The organism is Aquipseudomonas alcaligenes (assembly GCF_003205495.1).
GTDB classification, from domain to species: Bacteria; Pseudomonadota; Gammaproteobacteria; order Pseudomonadales; family Pseudomonadaceae; genus Aquipseudomonas; species Aquipseudomonas alcaligenes_B.
This window is the reverse complement of sequence record NZ_QJRX01000003.1, coordinates 134050-149824: the sequence shown is the minus strand read 5'-3', so window position 1 is coordinate 149824 and position 15775 is coordinate 134050. Positions and strand designations below refer to the sequence as shown.

Here is a 15775-nt window from a genome sequence, read left to right as displayed (position 1 = left end):
AGTCGGCGAAAGCCCGGAGTGTCCCGCAGCGAAGCGGCCCGGGCAATGAACCGCGAGCAGACTGAATATCGCCCGATAAGGCCGGGGGATGGCCGCCATGCGGGCGGCAACCGATCAGGCGGGGCGGATCAGGCTCAGGTGGTTGTACAGGTGCAACACATGAGCCGCGGCGTATTCCTCATGGCTGAGGGCGCCATAGGCGAAGTGCGGCTTGAGCTCGCCGGTATGCGCGGCGAAACGCGCGAAGGCGGCCTGCAGGCGCTGCAGCGCGGCTTCCTGGCCGGCCGGCTCGGCCAGCGGCGCGGCGCCGGGTATGGCCTCGGTCAGCGGGTGGCGCATGGCGCCGCGGGCGCTGAACACGGCAAAGGCGGCCGGGCCGACGCTGTGGCGGAACCAGGCCGGCTTCAGTTCGGGGTAGCCGTCCATGGAGTACTCGATGCTCTGCGCGCAGTGGTTGAACACCTCGACCGGGGTCCAGCCCTGGATGCTGGCCAGGGCCTTGCCCTGCAGGCCTGCCAGCACGCTGCGCGCGCCGTCCAGGCTGACGGCGGCCGGCGCGGCGCCGCTGGGCAGGGCCCAGAAGCCGGTGCCCAGAGCCGCCACGCCGCCCAGGGCGGCACCTTTCAACAGAGTGCGTCGCTGCATGTGTTGGCCTCCAGCCGGTCACGGAATTGCAGATAGTGGTCGAGCACCTCTGCGGGTGCCTCGGTCTGCGGATAGTGGCCTATGGCCGGCAGCAAAACCGTGTCCGGACTCTCGATCAGCTCACGATAGCGCTCGACCATGTGCGCCCCGGAGATCGGATCGACGGCGCCGTCGATGACCCTCATGGGCACGGCCGTCTCCTGCATGGCCGCCACCCAGCGCTCGCGGTTGGCCCGGCGATCGAGGATGTAGCGGATCAGCCGGTGCATCACCTTGGGCCCGTCGTTGTACGCGATCAGCTCCCAGAAGGCGTCCAGCTCGGCCTCGCTGGGCTGCGTCTGCGGGCCGAACACCTTGGCGAAGTTCTTCGCCAGGGTGGCGCGCGAGAACAGCCGGCCGAGCAGCGGGCCCAATGGACCGAGCAACAGCTTCTGCATCAGCACCGGGTAATGGGTTTCGGGAAACAGGCCGCCGTTGAGGAACACGCAGCTGGCCAGCTGGATGCGCCCCTCCTGGTGCCGCGCCAGCAGTTCCTGGGCCACGCTGTCACCGTAGTCGTGGGCCAGCACATGCACCGGCTCGCGCACGTCGAGATGGGCCAGCAGCGCCTGCTGCAGGTCGGCCTGCTCCAGCAGGCTGTAGGCATGGCAGCGCGGCTTGGCCGAATAGCCGAAGCCGAGCATGTCGCAGGCGATCACGCGGTAGCGCTGGGCCAGCGGCTGCCACAGGTAATGCCAGTCCCAGCTGGCGGTGGGGAAGCCGTGGATCAGCAGCAGCGGCTCGCCCTGCCCCGCCGTCCAGTAGCGGATGGCCTGGCCGTTGAAGCTGAAGCCGCGTCCCTGCGCCCGCCACTCGGCCAGGGCGATGCCCGGCAGGCCGCTCACTGGGCGTAGCCCGGCATCTGCGCGTCGAGCTTGCGCAGCAGTGCCGGCCAGGGCAGCGAGCCGCCCATGCCCTGCGGACTCTTCATCACCTCGGCGATCATCGCCCGGGCGCCGTCGAGGATCTGCTGCGGGATATGGATCAGCTCGCTGCCGCCGCTCTGCGCCATCACCTGGATTTCGCAGGCGCGCTGCAGGGTGAACATGCCGAGGAAGGCGTCGGCGATGCTGCCGAAGGCGGTGAGCAGGCCGTGGTTGGGCAGGATCATGAAGTTCTTGTCGCCCAGATCGGCCTGCAGGCGGGCCTTCTCGTCGTGGTTCAGGGCCACGCCCTCGTAGCCGTGGTAGGCCAGGCTGGCGAGGACGAACAGCGACTGCTGCGACAACGGCAGCAGACCCTGCTTCTGCGCCGACACGGCGATGCCGGCCGGGGTGTGGATGTGCAGCACGCAGCCGACGTCGTGGCGCACCTCGTGCACCGCGCTGTGGATGGTGTAGCCGGCCGGGTTGATGTCGAACGGGCCGTCCATCAGCTTGTTGCCGGCCAGGTCGACCTTCACCAGGCTGGAGGCGGTGATCTCGTGGAACATCAGGCCGTAGGGGTTGATCAGGAAGTCCTCGGTGCCCGGGACCTTGGCCGAGATGTGGGTGAAGATCAGGTCGTCCCAGCCGTACAGGGCGATCAGCCGGTAGCAGGCGGCCAGGTCGACGCGGGTCTGCCATTCGGCGGCGGACACCTGATTCTTGAGGCTGGGAAGATTGAGCGGAGCGTTCACGGCAGTCACCTCGGCACTTGTTGTTGTGCCGAGGAGTCTAGCGAGGCTCGCCGCCCTCACCAGTTGCCTTGCAGGCCAGCACACTGGCCCTGCGGGTCATAACAGCTCGGGATACCGCTCGAGCAGCAGCGGCCACCCGGCCTGGGCGGCCGGATCGTCGGCGAGCAGGCGGAAACCCTCGAAACGGAATTCCGGCGCCACGCTGCAACTGACCAGGGTGAAGTCACCGAGGCTGCGCGCGGCCTGCCAGGCCCCGGCCGGCACCGCACGCTGCGGCAACTGGCCGGGCGCCACCGGCCCCAGGCGCTCGACGTGCAGCACGCTGGGCGACTCACCGACCAGCAACTCCAGCGGCGCGCCTTCGTGAAAGAACCACAGCTCGTCGGCGTCCACCCGGTGCCAGCGGCTGGCGGCGCCACCCGGCAGGAGGAACAGGATGCTGCTGCAGGCACCGCGCCCCTCGGCATCCACCTGGGCCGAGGCGAACAGGCGGCGGTAGTAGCCGCCCTCGGGGTGGGCGGCCAGCTGCAGCTCGCGGACCAGCTCGACGGCGCGCGGAACCATCAGGCCTTGAGCGCCTTAGCCAGCTCGGCCAGCCAGGGCATGGCGTCGTCTTCCGGGGTCACCGTCTCGCTGGCGTCCAGGCGCAGCATCGGCAGCACCTCGCGCATGCCCAGTTCGAGCAGCAGCTCGCGCATCTGCTCGCCGCCACCGCAGAACACGTCGTAGCTGGAATCGCCCAGGGCGAGCACCGCGCAGGGCAGGCCGCTCCAGGCCGGGAAGCGGTCGCGCAGGGCGTAGTAGAGGTTCTGGATATTGCCCGGCAACTCGCCCATGCCGGTGGTCGAGGTCACCACCAGCACCGCCTCGGGGGCGAAGGCCAGCAGCTCGTCGAGGGCCACGCCCGGCTTGTGCCAGGCCTGCAGGCCGGCGCGTTCGAGCACGTCGACGGCACGGCGGGCAACGTCTTCGGCGGCGCCGTAGACCGAACCGGAGAGGATGGCAACTTTCATGAATCACTCCGCAACACACTGAAAACCGGTGCGCATTATGCCGCAAGTGGACAGCCCGCCGGGATGCCATAGAATGCAGCCCATACGGATGGGGAACCCGCACATGATCAATGCCAAGCTTCTGCAACTGGTGGTAGACGCGTCCAACGACGGCATAGTGGTGGCCGAACAGGAAGGTGACGACAACATCCTGATCTATGCCAACGCCGCCTTCGAGCGCCTGACCGGCTACGCCAGCGACGACATTCTCTACCAGGACTGCCGCTTCCTGCAGGGCAGCGAACGCGACCAGGCCGGGTTGAACGCCATCCGCCAGGCCATCCGCGAACAGCGCCCGTGCCGGCAGATCATCCGCAACTACCGCCGCGACGGCAGCGCCTTCTGGAACGAGCTGTCGATCACGCCCGTGTTCAACGAGGGTGACCAGCTGACCTACTACATCGGCATCCAGAAGGACGTCAGCGAGGAAGTCGAGGCCAAGCAGCGGGTGCGGGAACTCGAAGCCGAGGTGGCGCGTCTCAAGGACGAGATCACGGCGCTGAAGGCGCAGGCCACCCAGTAGGCCCGCGCCTTGCTCGTGATCATGCATGCCCTGCCCGTGGAGGGCCCATGTCCGAGCATTCCACCCTGTCCCGCGAAGAGCTGGACTACATCCGCCAGGTGTTCAACAGCCAGCTGATCGGCAAGGCCCTGCCGATCCCGGCCTTCAAGGTCGACGGCGGCCCCCAGGCCAACGCCCTGCTCGCCCGCCTCGGCCTGCACGCCCGGCTCAGCCTGGACGCGCAGCTGGGCAACTGCCGCGTGACCTTCCCCCTGCAACTGGTGGAGGACGAACTGCACGGCCTGCAGCTGGAGATGGGCGCGCCAAGCATTATCGAAGAAGGCCTGGTGCGCCGCCCCTGGCGCCTGGTGCTGACGGAGCCCTTGTCGCTGCGCGACGAGCGTGGCCAGGCCAGCGACCTGCGGGTATTGGAGCTGGCCCCCGCCAGCCTGCTGCTCGGCAGCGACAGCGGCGAGCCGCCGCAGCGGTTCAAGCTGTGGCTGCCGCTGCCGGGCCGCGACAGCCTGCCGATCGAGGGCCGGCGCATCCGCCTGGCCGGCCCGCGGCGGGCGGCCTATCGCCTGAGCCTGCAGCACCGCGAGCATGCCGAACGCATCCGCCAGTTCATCTTCGAGCAATACCGCCTGCGCCACCCGCAGCTGCAGATCGCCGGCTGACTGTCATAGATCGCTGCCACTATTTATAAGCATGCACATAGACCAAACCAATCGTGTCCATGCCTTCATTCAATTTAGCGATTACAGCCGATGCGGTTAGTATGCGCAGCATCAAGTTTCCAACCCCCAACAGGAGTTCTCTCATGTCCCTGATCAACACCCAGGTTCAGCCGTTCAAGGCCACCGCTTTCCACAACGGCGAGTTCATCGAAGTCACCGAGCAGAGCCTGAAGGGCAAGTGGTCCGTGCTGATCTTCATGCCGGCCGCCTTCACCTTCAACTGCCCGACCGAAATCGAAGACGCCGCCAACAACTACGCCGAGTTCCAGAAGGCCGGTGCCGAGGTGTACATCGTCACCACCGACACCCACTTCTCCCACAAGGTCTGGCACGAAACCTCCCCGGCCGTGGGCAAGGCCAAGTTCCCGCTGATCGGTGACCCGACCCACCAGCTGACCAACGCTTTCGGCGTGCACATCGCCGAAGAAGGCCTGGCCCTGCGCGGCACCTTCGTGATCAACCCGGAAGGCGTGATCAAGACCCTGGAAATCCATTCCAACGAAATCGCTCGCGACGTCTCCGAGACCCTGCGCAAGCTGAAGGCCGCCCAGTACACCGCCGCCAACCCGGGCCAGGTTTGCCCGGCCAAGTGGAAGGAAGGCGAGAAGACCCTGGCTCCTTCCCTGGACCTGGTCGGCAAGATCTAAAAATGGGCGTAGCGCTGCTGCGCTAGGCATTGCTGCGTTGAACTGAAGCTCGGGCTGCTCATTTACAGCTCGTAAACTGCGCGCCCTCGCCTCAGTTCGCCTTGCACTGCCGTCGCTCGCGACGCGCTCCATCCCATTTTCCGCCTCAAGAAGTCCCACAGGACTTCCTAAGGTGCCCGAACGCCCGGGCGCGATCCGCCCGGGCGTTTGTTTGTCCGAAATTCGCTGAAGGAAACCCGTCATGTTGGACGCCACTCTGAAAACCCAGTTGCAGGCTTACCTCGAGAAGGTCACCCAGCCGTTCGAGATCGTCGCTTCCCTCGATGACGGCGAGAAATCCCAGGAGCTGCTCGGACTGCTCAACGACATCGTCGGCCTGACCGACAAGATCACCCTGCGGACCGACGGCAACGACAGCCGCCGCCCGTCCTTCGCCCTGAACCGTCCGGGCGCGGATATCGGCATCACCTTCGCCGGCATCCCCATGGGCCACGAGTTCACCTCGCTGGTACTGGCCCTGCTGCAGGTCGGCGGCCACCCGTCCAAGCTGGACGCGGAAACCATCGAGCAGATCAAGGGCATCGAAGGCCGTTTCGAGTTCGAGACCTACTTCTCGCTGTCCTGCCAGAACTGCCCGGACGTGGTCCAGGCGCTGAACCTGATGGCCGTGCTCAACCCCAACATCCGCAACGTCTCCATCGACGGTGCGCTGTTCCAGGAAGAGGTCGAGCGCCGCCAGATCATGGCCGTGCCGAGTATCTACCTGAACGGAGAGGTATTCGCCTCCGGCCGCATGGACGTGAAGGAAATCCTCGCCAAGATCGACACCGGCGCCGCCAACCGCGACGCCGAGAAGATGAGCGCCAAGGAGGCCTTCGACGTGCTGGTCATCGGTGGTGGCCCGGCCGGCGCCGCGGCGGCCATCTACGCCGCGCGCAAGGGCATCCGTACCGGCGTCGCCGCCGAGCGCTTCGGCGGCCAGGTGCTGGACACCATGGCCATCGAGAACTTCATCTCGGTGCAGGAAACCGAAGGCCCGAAGCTGGTACGCGCCCTGGAAGAGCATGTGCGTCAGTACGAGGTCGACATCATGAACCTGCAGCGCGCCACCGCCCTGGTCCCGGCCAGCAGCGAAGGCGGCCTGCACGAGGTACGGTTCGAGAGCGGCGCCAGCCTCAAGGCCAAGGCCCTGATCCTTTCCACCGGCGCGCGCTGGCGCGAGATGGGCGTGCCCGGCGAGCAGGAATACAAGGCCAAGGGCGTGTGCTTCTGCCCGCACTGCGACGGCCCGCTGTTCAAGGGCAAGCGCGTGGCGGTGATCGGCGGCGGCAACTCCGGCGTCGAGGCGGCGATCGACCTGGCCGGCATCGTCAGCCACGTGACCCTGCTGGAATTCGCCGACAGCCTGCGGGCCGACGCCGTGCTGCAGAAGAAGCTCTACAGCCTGCCCAACGTCAGCGTGATCAAGAGCGCGCAGACCACCGAAGTGATCGGCGATGGCCAGAAGGTCACCGGCCTGACCTACAAGGACCGCACCACCGACGCGCTGCATACCGTCGAACTGGAAGGCATCTTCGTGCAGATCGGCCTGCTGCCCAACAGCGACTGGCTGAAAGGCACCGTCGAGCTGAGCCGCTTCGGCGAGATCATCGTCGACGCCAAGGGCCAGACCAGCGTGCCCGGCGTGTTCGCCGCCGGTGACGTGACCACCGTGCCCTACAAGCAGATCGTCATCGCCATCGGCGAAGGTGCCAAGGCCTCGCTCTCCGCCTTCGACCACCTGATCCGCAGCTGAGCGGACAGGCTCGGACCAAGGGCCCCGCGGGGCCCTTTTTCATACCGGCAGGAAACGCTCGCCGATGTATTCGAAGAAGCGCAGCAGGTAGCCGTCGGGGTCGCTGACGAAGAACTCGCGCTGGCCGTGCTCGATGTCGTCGGCGCGGTACCAGGCCTCGGTCACCGGCGCCGCCAGGGCCACCCCGGCCCGCTGCAGCGCCTGCAGCTGCGGGGCGATGCGCTCGACCTCGATCTGCAGGTGCAGCCCGCGGCCCTTCTCGGTGTCCGGGCGCAGGCCGTAGAGGTCACCGCCGGGCTGCTCGATCAGCATGATCTGCGCGCCATCCAGATCGAAGTAGCCGAAGCGATCCTCGGTGCGCTCGAAGAACAGGGTGAAACCCAGCACCTCGGTGTAGAAGCGCCGCGAAGCCCGGTAGTCGGCCACCACTAGCTCCGGGACCAGCTTGTTCCATTCCATGGAAACTCTCCTCGTGTCGAGCGGCGAGCATAGCCAGCGCGCCGGACGGGCGGTAGAGCTCGCGGCGAAAAAGCGGCAGACTGGGCGCATCCCGTTCGAATGCCCCGCCATGAAACCCGAAGACCTGTTACTTCTCGTCACCCGCAGCATGCCCTTCGGCAAGTACCAGGGCCGCCTGCTCGCCGACCTGCCCGGCCACTACCTGGCCTGGTTCGCCCGCCAGGGCTTCCCCAAGGGCGAACTGGGCCGCCTGCTGGCGCTGATGCACGAGATCGACCACAACGGCCTGAACGCCCTGCTGGAACCGCTGCGCCAGGGCCGGCGCTGATGCCCCGGCATTTGCGCCGGCTATAAGCGCCGCATCCGCCGGCCGCCTCGTTTAGGGTACGGGCTCGTATCCAGTCTCGAGGAATCGCCATGCATCCCTACTTCAGCCTGCAGGGCCGCACCGCCCTGGTCACCGGCGGCAGCCGCGGCATCGGTCGGATGATCGCCCAGGGCCTGCTCGAAGCCGGCGCGCGGGTATTTATCTGCGCCCGCGACGGCGCCGCCTGTGCCCAGGCCGCCGAGGAACTGTCGGCCCATGGCGAATGCATCGGTCTGGCCGCCGACCTCTCCGGCGAGCAAGGCGCCCGCGCCCTGGCCGAGGAACTGGGTGCGCGCTGCGAGCACCTCGACATCCTGGTCAACAACGCCGGCACCACCTGGGGCGCACCGCTGGAGAGCTACCCGGCCAAGGGCTGGGAGAAGGTCATGCAGCTCAACGTCACCGCCGTGTTCAGTTGCATCCAGCAGCTGCTGCCGCTACTGCGCAGGGCAGGCAGCGCGCAGAGCCCCGCGCGCATCATCAACATCGGCTCGGTGGCCGGCATCAGCTCGTTCGGCGAGCAGGCCTACGCCTACGGCCCGAGCAAGGCGGCGCTGCACCAGCTGTCGCGCCTGCTGGCCCGCGAGCTGGTCGGCGAGCACATCAACGTCAACGTGATCGCGCCCGGGCGCTTCCCGAGCAAGATGACCCGCCACATCGCCGGCGACGAGGCGGCCATGGCCGAGGACGTGGCGCAGATCCCCATGCGCCGCTGGGGCCGCGAGGAGGAGATGGCCGCCCTGGCCATCGCCCTGTGCAGCGCGGCCGGCGCCTACATGACCGGCGCCATCATCCCCATCGACGGTGGCTTCAGCCTGTGAACAGGCTGCCGCGCGACTACTCCTGCTCCAGCTCGGCCTTCAGCGCCTCGTAGGCCGGCGCGGCGTAGATGCCGACTTCCACCGCCAGCGCCAGCAAGCGCGGCAGGTCGCTGGTGTAGACGAGCACGCATTGCAGCTCGTCATCCAGCGGCTCGCTGAAGTCCAGCAGCACGTAGCCGCCCTTCTCCTTGTACAGCGCCGAGAGCTGCACCTGGATGCGGTTGAGCGCCTTCAGCGGCTCGACCTTCAGCAGTTGCTTGGGCTTGATGTTGAAGGTCACGCTCGGGCCGAAGGAGTCGATGATCTGCTGTAGCAGCTGGTCGTAGCTGTCGGCCTGGAACAGCACGGTGTCCGGCAGGCTGCCGACCACCACCCACTCGCCCAGCGGAATGGGGAAATCGTCGTCGTAGTTGATGTCCGGGTTGGCGGCGAGAAAGGCCTGCGGGTCGGCGTAGGCCTGGGCGGCCTCGTCGGCGATGCGGGCGATCTCCTCGTCGGTCATGCAGCCGGAGCTGATCAGGGTGATGAGTTCGAGGAGCTGGGCTTTCATGGGACGGGTTCCTGGTTCGGTCTAGGCTGCACAGGATAGCGCGAAGGACCGTCTAGAACTGCCGGCTAATTGACTGGGGGCAAGCGCTGCCCCTTCAATGTGCGGCATGCTGTCCAGCCAGACCGCCCTGCCACTAGGAAGCACCCTGTGACCGAGCTCCATCCGCCACCGCGCACGCCTGCTCGTCTGATCCTGCTGCTGCTCGCCGGCCTGTTCGGCGGCCTGCTGCTGATCGAGCTGGGTGGCGCGCGGGTGCCGCCCAGCCAGCACTTCCTGACCTGGCACCAGTTGCTGGAGACCCTGTCCATCGTGGTCTCCGCGCTGATCTTCGCGGTCGGCTGGAACACCTACCGCCTGCACCGCCAGCGCAACATCCTGGTGGTGTCCTGCGCCTTCCTCGGCGTGGCCATCGCCGACTTCTCGCACATGCTGTCGTACCGCGGCATGCCCGACTTCATCACCGCCAATGGGGTGGAAAAGGCCATCGACTTCTGGCTGCTGGCGCGCTACCTGGCGGCGCTGGCGCTGCTACTGGTGGCCTGGCTGCCCTGGCGCCCGGCAGACAAGGACAACAGCAGTGCCACCCATGGCTGGCGCCTGGCGAGCATGCTGGCCATGCTGGCGCTGCTGCTGCCGGCCCACCTGATCTTCCTCTGGCGCCCCGAGTGGGTGCCGCAGACCTTCATCGAGGGCCAGGGCCTGACGCCGTTCAAGGTGGTGGCCGAGTACGGCGTGATCGCCATCCACGCCCTCAGCATCGTCCTGCTGGCGCGCAACCTGCGGCATCCGGGCAACATCGACGCCAAGCTGCTGATCGCCGCTCTGCTGGCGATGATCATGAGCGAGCTGCTGTTCACCCGTTACTCCTCGGTCACCGACCTCTACAACCTCGGCGGCCACCTGTACAAGGTAGTGGCCTACCTGGTGCTGTACCGGGTGATGTTCGTCGAGACCATCTCCGCGCCCTACCACGCCCTCGACGAGGCGCGCGGCGAGGCTCAGGCCATAGTCGAGGCGATTCCCGACCAGCTGTTCGAGCTGGACGAACAGGGGCTCTGCCTGCGCGTGCACACCCCGCAGCAGGGTGCGCTGTTCGATGAACAGCATTCGCCGCTGGGACGGCGCCTGGTCGACCTGCTGCCCACCGAGGCCGCCACCAGTTGCCAGCGTGCGCTCGACGAGGCGCGCCACGAAGGCTTCAGCAACGGCCGCCAGCTGCTGCTGGGCAGCGCCGAGCAGGGACGCTGCTTCGAGCTGTCCATTGCCGTGCTGCGCAAGGGTGACAGCGATCGCTACGTGGTGCTGGTGCGCGACATCAGCCAGCGCCTGCGCGACCAGCGCCATATCGAGCACCTGGCGCACTTCGACGCCCTCACCGGCCTGCCCAACCGCACCCTGTTCGCCTCGCTGATCGAGCAGGCGCTGGGCCTGTGCCAGCACAACCAGCAGGCCCTGGCCGTGCTGTTCATGGACCTGGACCACTTCAAGAACATCAACGACCTGCTCGGCCACCCGGTCGGCGATGCGGTGCTGGTCGAGGCCGCCCGGCGCATCCGTGCGCTGCTGCGCGAGGAAGACACCCTGTCGCGCCAGGGCGGCGACGAATTCCTCCTGGTGCTGCCCTATGTCGACGCCCAGCAGGCCGCGCACCTGGCCGAGCGCATCCAGGCGGCGCTGGCCGCGCCCTGCCAGCTGCACGGCCACAACCTGCGCCTGAGCGCCTCGATCGGCATCGCCATGTTCCCCGAGGATGGCGGCACGGTGGACAGCCTCGCCCGCCACGCGGAAATCGCCATGTACCGGGCCAAGCAGGAGGGGCGCGACCAGTACGCCTTCTTCACCGCGGACATGCACAACCAGGCCGTGCGCACCCTGCAACTGGAGAATGCGCTGCGCGAGGCGCTGCCGCGCGGCGAGCTGCAGGTCTACTACCAGCCGCAGCTGTCCGCCGACGGCCGCCTGGTCGGCGCCGAGGCCCTGCTGCGCTGGCAGCACCCGCAACTGGGCTGGATCAGCCCGGCCGAGTTCATCCCCATCGCCGAACACAGCGGGCAGATCCTGGCCATCGGCGAGTGGGTGCTGCGCACGGCGGCGGCGCAGATGAAGCGCTGGCTGGACCAGGGCTATCCGGCCCACACCAGCGTGGCGGTGAACCTGTCCATGGCGCAGTTCCGCGCGCCCAGCCTGTTCGAACTGATCGACGACGTGCTGCGCGACAGCGGCCTGCCGGCCCACTGCCTGGAACTGGAGCTGACCGAAAGCGTGGCCATGCACAAGCCGGACAGCGTGGTGCAGGTGGTGCAGCGCCTGCGCGCGCTCGGCGTGCGCCTGGCCATCGACGACTTCGGTACCGGCTACTCCTCGCTCAGCTACCTCAAGCGGCTGGAGGTGCACAAGCTGAAGATCGACCAGTCCTTCGTCCGCGACATCAACCGCAGCGGCAGCGACCAGCGCATCGTCCAGGCCATCATCGGCATGGCCCACGGCCTGGGCATGCTGACCCTCGCCGAGGGCGTGGAAACCCGCGAGCAGCTGCAGCAGCTGCGCGCCATGGGTTGTCAGGAAGTGCAGGGCTACCTGTTCGGCCGCCCGCTGCCGGCGGCCGAGTTCGACACCCTGGTGCGCGACGAGGGCCTGCTCGGCCTACCCCAGCCCGGCTGACCCGGGATCTGCCCCAAGGTTCGCGAGCCAGGGCCAGGCGCGCGCGCCAACTGGCGCGGAGCGGTCGGAGTCGCGGGCGATTTTACGGCGGGCAAATCAGCATCCGAGGCGCCGCGTCCCGGCCTGCTGTCAACGTCGCAGGCCGGCGCGCAGCAGCCCTCTGTCAGGCTCTCAGCGCAGCTTTTCCAGCATCTGGTAGTACCACATGCCGGCGGCCAGCATCGGGTTGCCGAACACATCGCCCATCGGCACCTTGATGTGCTTGCAGGCGGCGAAGGTGTCGTAGTGGCCGAGGGTGCCGGTCATGGCGTTGGCCATGATCTCGCCCATGATGTGGGTGGTGGCGATGCCGTGGCCGGAGTAGCCCTGGCAGTACCAGACGTTCTGCGACAGCTTGCCCAGCTGCGGGATGCGGTTCATCACGATGCCCATGGCGCAGCTCCACTGGAAGTCGATCTGCACGCCCTTGAGCTGCGGGAAGGTGCGCTCGATGCACGGGCGCAGCTCGCCGGCGATGTCGCGCGAGTCGCGGCCGGAGTAGTTGGCGCCGCCGCCGAACAGCAGGCGGCCGTCGGCGGTCATGCGGTAGTAGTCGAGCACGAAGCGGCAGTCGTACACCGCCAGGCTCTGCGGGTTGAGCTCCTTGGCCAGCTCGCCCAGCGGCGCGGTGGTGACGATGCCGCCCATGGCCGGGAAGATCATGCCCTTGAGCTGCTTGCGCGCCAGCTTGTGGTAGACGTCGCCGGCCAGGAGGATCTGCTTGGCGTCGATACGGCCCTGGGCGGTGACCACCGCCGGCTTGGCGCCCTGGACGATGTCGAGCACCTCGGAATGCTCGAAGATCAGCGCGCCCAGGCTCTCGGCGGCCTTGGCCTCGCCGATGCACAGGTTCAGCGGGTGCAGGTGCATGTTGCGGGTGTTCTTGATCGCGCCCAGGTACAGGTCGCTGGCCAGGTGCTCGCGCACGCCGGCGGCGTCGAGCAGGGTCACCTCGTCGCCCATGCCGCGTTCCACGGCCTCGGCGTAGGAGGCGTGCAGCTCGTCCATGTGCGAGGGCTTCATCGCCGCGTGCAGGTGGCCGTGCTTCAGGTCGCACTGGATGCCGTACTTCTGCACCCGGTTCTTGATGATCTCGTGGCCGCGCCAGCGCAGGTGCCAGATGAAGTCGTCGACCTCCTCGCCCAGGCTGTTGCGCATCTGCTTGCGCATGGCCGCGTCGCCCGACAGGCTGCCGGTGACCTGCCCACCGTTGCGCCCGGTGGCGCCCCAGCCGATCTTGTGGGTCTCGACGATGGCCACCTTGAGCCCGCGCTCGGCCAGTTCCACGGCGGTAGCCACGCCGGTGAAGCCGCCGCCGATGATGGCGACGTCGACGCTGACCTGGCCCTGCAGGGTCGGGTAGTTGGTTTCCTCGTTGAGCGTGGCGCTGTAGTAGGACTTGGCCCGCTCGGCGGCGGGGATCACGGGCTGGATGGCGGCGTTCATGCGGTTTTCCTCTGCAGCCGGCGAGCTGTGCCGGCGGTTCTTGTTCTGTTCGGGGTTCGCCGCTGCCTGCTGCGGCGGCCGGGGTCAAGCGGCCAGGGCGTCCGGGGGCCGCGCATGGCGGCAGTGCCAGAGGGCCCAGAAGGCCAGCACGGGATAGGCGCACGCCGACCAGGCGTGCAGCGCGGAGAGGATCATGCTGCGATTCATGATTCCGCAGCCTCGCACGGCGGCGAAGTGGGGTTAAATCGGATTCTTTGCACTTTCAGTTAGGCCAGCACTAAACAATCGGACTCAGGGACGGTAACTGAACGGCTGCGCCAGTCCGCGCTCGACCTGCCCGGACAGTTCCAGCACCCCGGCCAGCACGCCGTGCTGCGGGCTGCGCAGCAGGGCCTGGGCCTCCTGCTCCAGCGTCGCCTGCAGGCTGAGGCGCAGCTGCGCCTCAGCCTGGGGCCGTTCTCTGGCGCGGGCCATGGCGGTGAACAACGTCACCCCCAGCGACAATGCCGAGCCGGCGGCCCGCCCGAGCATGGCCGAGAGCGCACTGGCGGCGCCGCTGGTGGTCATCTCCTCGACCAGGCGCTCGCTGGTGCGCTGGGCCACCAGGGAGATGCCGGGGTCGCTCGACCAGTCGCCACCGGGGCCGACACGCACCCGTTCGAGCAGCGCCGCATAGGCCGGCAGACGCTCCAGGGGATCGGCGCGCAGCAATTGCCGCAGCGAGGCCCCAGGCAGAACCGGCAGGGCCTCCAGGCGTGCGTCGAACTGCTCCTGGGGTATCTCGTGGCGGGCCGGCAGCGCCTGCAGGCGCATGTCCAGCTGGCGCACGTAGATGCGCATGGCGCCGCGCTGGATGCGCTCGGGCGAGATGTCCTCGGCCACCGGCTCCAGCACCTGCGCGCGATACTCCTCCTGCAGGTAGGCGGCCAGGCGCTGCACCTCGTCGCCGCCGAGCCGGTACCAGGACACCCGCAGGCCCAGCCACTGCTGGGTCCAGTAGCCGGAGAACCAGGGAATGAAGGTTTCGTCGGTCTGCCGCTGCACCAGCTGCAGCCAGCGCCCCATGGCCGTCACCGCATAGGCGCGGGACTGCTCCTCGGCCGCCCGCGAGGCGGCGGCTATGTCCTGGTCGAGCCGGCGCCAGGTTTCGCCAGACACCTGCACCGGCGCGCTGGCGCAGCCGGCCAGCAACACCAGCCCGGCCAGCACCAGGCCCCGCGCATAGACCACACTCCGGGCTCCGCACATGCTGCCCACCCGTCCCACGCCCCGCCAAGGCCGCCGTCCTGCCGCAGCACCCGCTGCTGGCCGGCCCCTGCCGGCGACATGCCCGGCCACCCTCTCGCCGGTAGCGAGAAGTATAGGTTCCGGTAGGTTCCGCTAGGCCCGGCCCTCAGCCGAGATAACCGAGGGTGGCCAGCAATAGGGCCAGGTAGCGTCCGGCCTTGGCCAGGGTGACGATGGCCAGGAAGCTCCACCAGGGCTCGCGCATCACCCCGGCCACCACCGTCAGCGGGTCGCCGATAACCGGCACCCAGCTCAGCAGCAACGACCAGCGGCCATAGCGCCGGTAGAACTGGCGGGCCTGCTCCAGGCGCCTGGCGCTGACCGGGAACCAGCGGCGCTGGCGGAAACGCTCGACACAGCCGCCCAGCCACCAGTTCAGCAGCGAGCCCAGCACGTTACCGGCGCTGGCCACCAGCAGCAGGAGCCAGGGCGAGTGCTGCCCGCCCAGCAGCAGCCCGACCAGCAGCGCCTCGGACTGCGCCGGCAGCAGGGTGGCCGCGGCGAAGGCGGCGAGAAACAGGGCGGGATAGGCGGACAGCTCCAGCACGCGCGGACACTCGGGAAGAGGGACGGAGCCCGGCGCCAGCCGCCGGGGCGCGCATCATGACCAATTCGCCGCGGCGGGGAAATCCCGCCCCGTCACTCGGCCTGGCGGCGCTGGCGCAGGCTGGCCAGCATGCGCTCGGCGTTCTCCGCGCACTGCATGCCCGCCGGCTTGTTCTCGATCTCGGCGATGGTCGCCAGCAGTTGCGCGCGGTTCTGCGCCAGGCGCGCCTGCATCGCCTCGATCTCGCCGACCTTGGCCCTGAGCGCGGCCAGCAGCTCGTCGTGCGGCCAGCTCTTGGCCACCGGGTCGGGCAGCAGGCGGCGGATTTCGTCCAGGCTGAAGCCCGACTGCTGGGCGCAGGCGATCACCGCCAGGGTCTGCTCGGCCTCCACTGGGTAGTCGCGATAGCCGTTGCTCTGGCGCTGCGCGGCGATCAGCCCGCTGGCCTCGTAGAAGCGGATGCGCGAGGGCGCGAGGCCGGTGCGCCTGGCCAGTTCGCCGATTTTCATGCCGATGCCTCCGGGCTATTGACCTTGAAGTTGACTTTAACCTTAGTCTTGCCG

19 protein-coding genes are annotated in these 15775 nt (G+C 68.1%); 7 read left to right on the top strand and 12 right to left on the bottom strand.

Annotated features, from left to right (window positions below; genetic code table 11):
• Positions 1-114: 114 nt before the first annotated feature.
• The 5 genes from DMO17_RS06000 to DMO17_RS05980 all read right to left on the bottom strand — a co-directional run bounded on the left by DMO17_RS06000 (position 115) and on the right by DMO17_RS05980 (position 3315).
• Entirely contained in the window at positions 115-645 is a 531-nt protein-coding gene (locus DMO17_RS06000; protein ID WP_110681598.1) for a DUF1569 domain-containing protein, read from the bottom strand.
• Positions 624-1529 carry an alpha/beta fold hydrolase gene (locus DMO17_RS05995; RefSeq protein ID WP_110681597.1) on the bottom strand — a complete coding sequence of 302 codons (906 nt, stop codon included), beginning with the start codon at positions 1527-1529 and terminating at the stop codon, positions 624-626. Before DMO17_RS05995 ends, DMO17_RS06000 begins: the two co-directional genes overlap by 22 nt.
• Positions 1526-2302 (bottom strand): class II aldolase/adducin family protein, encoded by a 777-nt coding sequence (locus tag DMO17_RS05990; protein ID WP_375538007.1) that lies wholly within the window; start codon positions 2300-2302, stop codon positions 1526-1528. Before DMO17_RS05990 ends, DMO17_RS05995 begins: the two co-directional genes overlap by 4 nt.
• 96 nt (positions 2303-2398) lie before the next feature.
• The gene (locus DMO17_RS05985; protein WP_110681595.1) at positions 2399-2866 is read right to left on the bottom strand and encodes a cupin domain-containing protein; all 468 of its coding nucleotides are present in this window, start codon (positions 2864-2866) and stop codon (positions 2399-2401) included.
• Positions 2866-3315: a flavodoxin gene (locus DMO17_RS05980; protein WP_110681594.1), complete on the bottom strand. Its 450-nt coding sequence runs from the start codon at positions 3313-3315 to the stop codon at positions 2866-2868. The genes DMO17_RS05985 and DMO17_RS05980 overlap by 1 nt, the downstream gene beginning before the upstream one ends.
• 103 nt (positions 3316-3418) lie before the next feature.
• On the opposite strand from DMO17_RS05980, the gene DMO17_RS05975 reads away from it, so the two are divergent.
• The 4 genes from DMO17_RS05975 (at position 3419) to ahpF (ending at position 7035) form a co-directional block, all read left to right on the top strand.
• Positions 3419-3877: a PAS domain-containing protein gene (locus DMO17_RS05975; RefSeq protein WP_110681593.1), complete on the top strand. Its 459-nt coding sequence runs from the start codon at positions 3419-3421 to the stop codon at positions 3875-3877.
• A 47-nt stretch (positions 3878-3924) separates the two neighbouring features.
• Entirely contained in the window at positions 3925-4533 is a 609-nt protein-coding gene (locus DMO17_RS05970) for a PilZ domain-containing protein (protein WP_110681592.1), read from the top strand.
• Positions 4534-4676: 143 nt separating this feature from the next.
• Positions 4677-5240: an alkyl hydroperoxide reductase subunit C gene (ahpC, locus tag DMO17_RS05965; protein ID WP_110681591.1), complete on the top strand. Its 564-nt coding sequence runs from the start codon at positions 4677-4679 to the stop codon at positions 5238-5240.
• A gap of 241 nt (positions 5241-5481) precedes the next feature.
• A complete protein-coding gene (gene ahpF / locus DMO17_RS05960) occupies positions 5482-7035 on the top strand; it encodes an alkyl hydroperoxide reductase subunit F (RefSeq protein WP_110681590.1) in 1554 nt (517 codons plus the stop codon).
• A gap of 39 nt (positions 7036-7074) precedes the next feature.
• On the opposite strand, the gene DMO17_RS05955 is transcribed toward ahpF, so the two are convergent.
• Positions 7075-7494: a bleomycin resistance protein gene (locus tag DMO17_RS05955; protein WP_110681589.1), complete on the bottom strand. Its 420-nt coding sequence runs from the start codon at positions 7492-7494 to the stop codon at positions 7075-7077.
• Positions 7495-7603: 109 nt separating this feature from the next.
• On the opposite strand from DMO17_RS05955, the gene DMO17_RS05950 reads away from it, so the two are divergent.
• Both DMO17_RS05950 and DMO17_RS05945 read left to right on the top strand, forming a co-directional pair.
• Entirely contained in the window at positions 7604-7822 is a 219-nt protein-coding gene (locus DMO17_RS05950; protein ID WP_110681588.1) for a DUF3820 family protein, read from the top strand.
• 89 nt (positions 7823-7911) lie between these two features.
• On the top strand, positions 7912-8682 hold the full coding sequence (locus DMO17_RS05945; RefSeq protein ID WP_110681587.1) for an SDR family oxidoreductase: 771 nt from the start codon (positions 7912-7914) through the stop codon (positions 8680-8682).
• Positions 8683-8698: 16 nt separating this feature from the next.
• Here the strand turns inward: DMO17_RS05945 and DMO17_RS05940 are convergent, their stop codons facing one another.
• Entirely contained in the window at positions 8699-9232 is a 534-nt protein-coding gene (locus DMO17_RS05940; protein ID WP_110681586.1) for a hypothetical protein, read from the bottom strand.
• A 147-nt stretch (positions 9233-9379) separates the two neighbouring features.
• Between DMO17_RS05940 and DMO17_RS05935 the strand changes: the two genes are divergently transcribed.
• Positions 9380-11893 carry a bifunctional diguanylate cyclase/phosphodiesterase gene (locus tag DMO17_RS05935; protein ID WP_220034066.1) on the top strand — a complete coding sequence of 838 codons (2514 nt, stop codon included), beginning with the start codon at positions 9380-9382 and terminating at the stop codon, positions 11891-11893.
• Positions 11894-12064: 171 nt separating this feature from the next.
• Here DMO17_RS05935 and DMO17_RS05930 read toward each other — a convergent pair whose 3' ends face one another.
• From DMO17_RS05930 to DMO17_RS05915, 5 genes are all read right to left on the bottom strand, one after another.
• Positions 12065-13378, bottom strand: a complete 1314-nt coding sequence (locus DMO17_RS05930) for an NAD(P)/FAD-dependent oxidoreductase (RefSeq protein WP_110681585.1) — start codon at positions 13376-13378, stop codon at positions 12065-12067.
• Positions 13379-13462: 84 nt separating this feature from the next.
• Entirely contained in the window at positions 13463-13585 is a 123-nt protein-coding gene (locus DMO17_RS19825; RefSeq protein ID WP_258371480.1) for a hypothetical protein, read from the bottom strand.
• 84 nt (positions 13586-13669) lie between these two features.
• The gene (locus DMO17_RS05925) at positions 13670-14626 is read right to left on the bottom strand and encodes a hypothetical protein (protein ID WP_110681584.1); all 957 of its coding nucleotides are present in this window, start codon (positions 14624-14626) and stop codon (positions 13670-13672) included.
• Between the two features lie 145 nt (positions 14627-14771).
• Entirely contained in the window at positions 14772-15212 is a 441-nt protein-coding gene (locus DMO17_RS05920; protein ID WP_110681583.1) for a YqaA family protein, read from the bottom strand.
• A gap of 92 nt (positions 15213-15304) precedes the next feature.
• Positions 15305-15721: a MerR family transcriptional regulator gene (locus DMO17_RS05915; protein ID WP_110681582.1), complete on the bottom strand. Its 417-nt coding sequence runs from the start codon at positions 15719-15721 to the stop codon at positions 15305-15307.
• Between the last annotated feature and the right edge of the window lie 54 nt (positions 15722-15775).

Excerpts from the sequence above, each read along its gene's own strand:
- DMO17_RS06000 (WP_110681598.1), bottom strand. The coding sequence starts at position 645 with ATGCAGCGACGCACTCTGTTGAAAGGTGCCGCCCTGGGCGGCGTGGCG.
- ahpF (WP_110681590.1), top strand. The coding sequence starts at position 5,482 with ATGTTGGACGCCACTCTGAAAACCCAGTTGCAGGCTTACCTCGAGAAG.
- DMO17_RS05955 (WP_110681589.1), bottom strand. The coding sequence starts at position 7,494 with ATGGAATGGAACAAGCTGGTCCCGGAGCTAGTGGTGGCCGACTACCGG.
- DMO17_RS05975 (WP_110681593.1), top strand. The coding sequence starts at position 3,419 with ATGATCAATGCCAAGCTTCTGCAACTGGTGGTAGACGCGTCCAACGAC.
- DMO17_RS05925 (WP_110681584.1), bottom strand. The coding sequence starts at position 14,626 with ATGTGCGGAGCCCGGAGTGTGGTCTATGCGCGGGGCCTGGTGCTGGCC.
- DMO17_RS05915 (WP_110681582.1), bottom strand. The coding sequence starts at position 15,721 with ATGAAAATCGGCGAACTGGCCAGGCGCACCGGCCTCGCGCCCTCGCGC.
- DMO17_RS05980 (WP_110681594.1), bottom strand. The coding sequence starts at position 3,315 with ATGAAAGTTGCCATCCTCTCCGGTTCGGTCTACGGCGCCGCCGAAGAC.
- DMO17_RS05930 (WP_110681585.1), bottom strand. The coding sequence starts at position 13,378 with ATGAACGCCGCCATCCAGCCCGTGATCCCCGCCGCCGAGCGGGCCAAG.
- DMO17_RS05940 (WP_110681586.1), bottom strand. The coding sequence starts at position 9,232 with ATGAAAGCCCAGCTCCTCGAACTCATCACCCTGATCAGCTCCGGCTGC.
- DMO17_RS05950 (WP_110681588.1), top strand. The coding sequence starts at position 7,604 with ATGAAACCCGAAGACCTGTTACTTCTCGTCACCCGCAGCATGCCCTTC.
- DMO17_RS05945 (WP_110681587.1), top strand. The coding sequence starts at position 7,912 with ATGCATCCCTACTTCAGCCTGCAGGGCCGCACCGCCCTGGTCACCGGC.
- DMO17_RS05970 (WP_110681592.1), top strand. The coding sequence starts at position 3,925 with ATGTCCGAGCATTCCACCCTGTCCCGCGAAGAGCTGGACTACATCCGC.
- DMO17_RS05985 (WP_110681595.1), bottom strand. The coding sequence starts at position 2,866 with ATGGTTCCGCGCGCCGTCGAGCTGGTCCGCGAGCTGCAGCTGGCCGCC.
- ahpC (WP_110681591.1), top strand. The coding sequence starts at position 4,677 with ATGTCCCTGATCAACACCCAGGTTCAGCCGTTCAAGGCCACCGCTTTC.
- DMO17_RS19825 (WP_258371480.1), bottom strand. The coding sequence starts at position 13,585 with ATGAATCGCAGCATGATCCTCTCCGCGCTGCACGCCTGGTCGGCGTGC.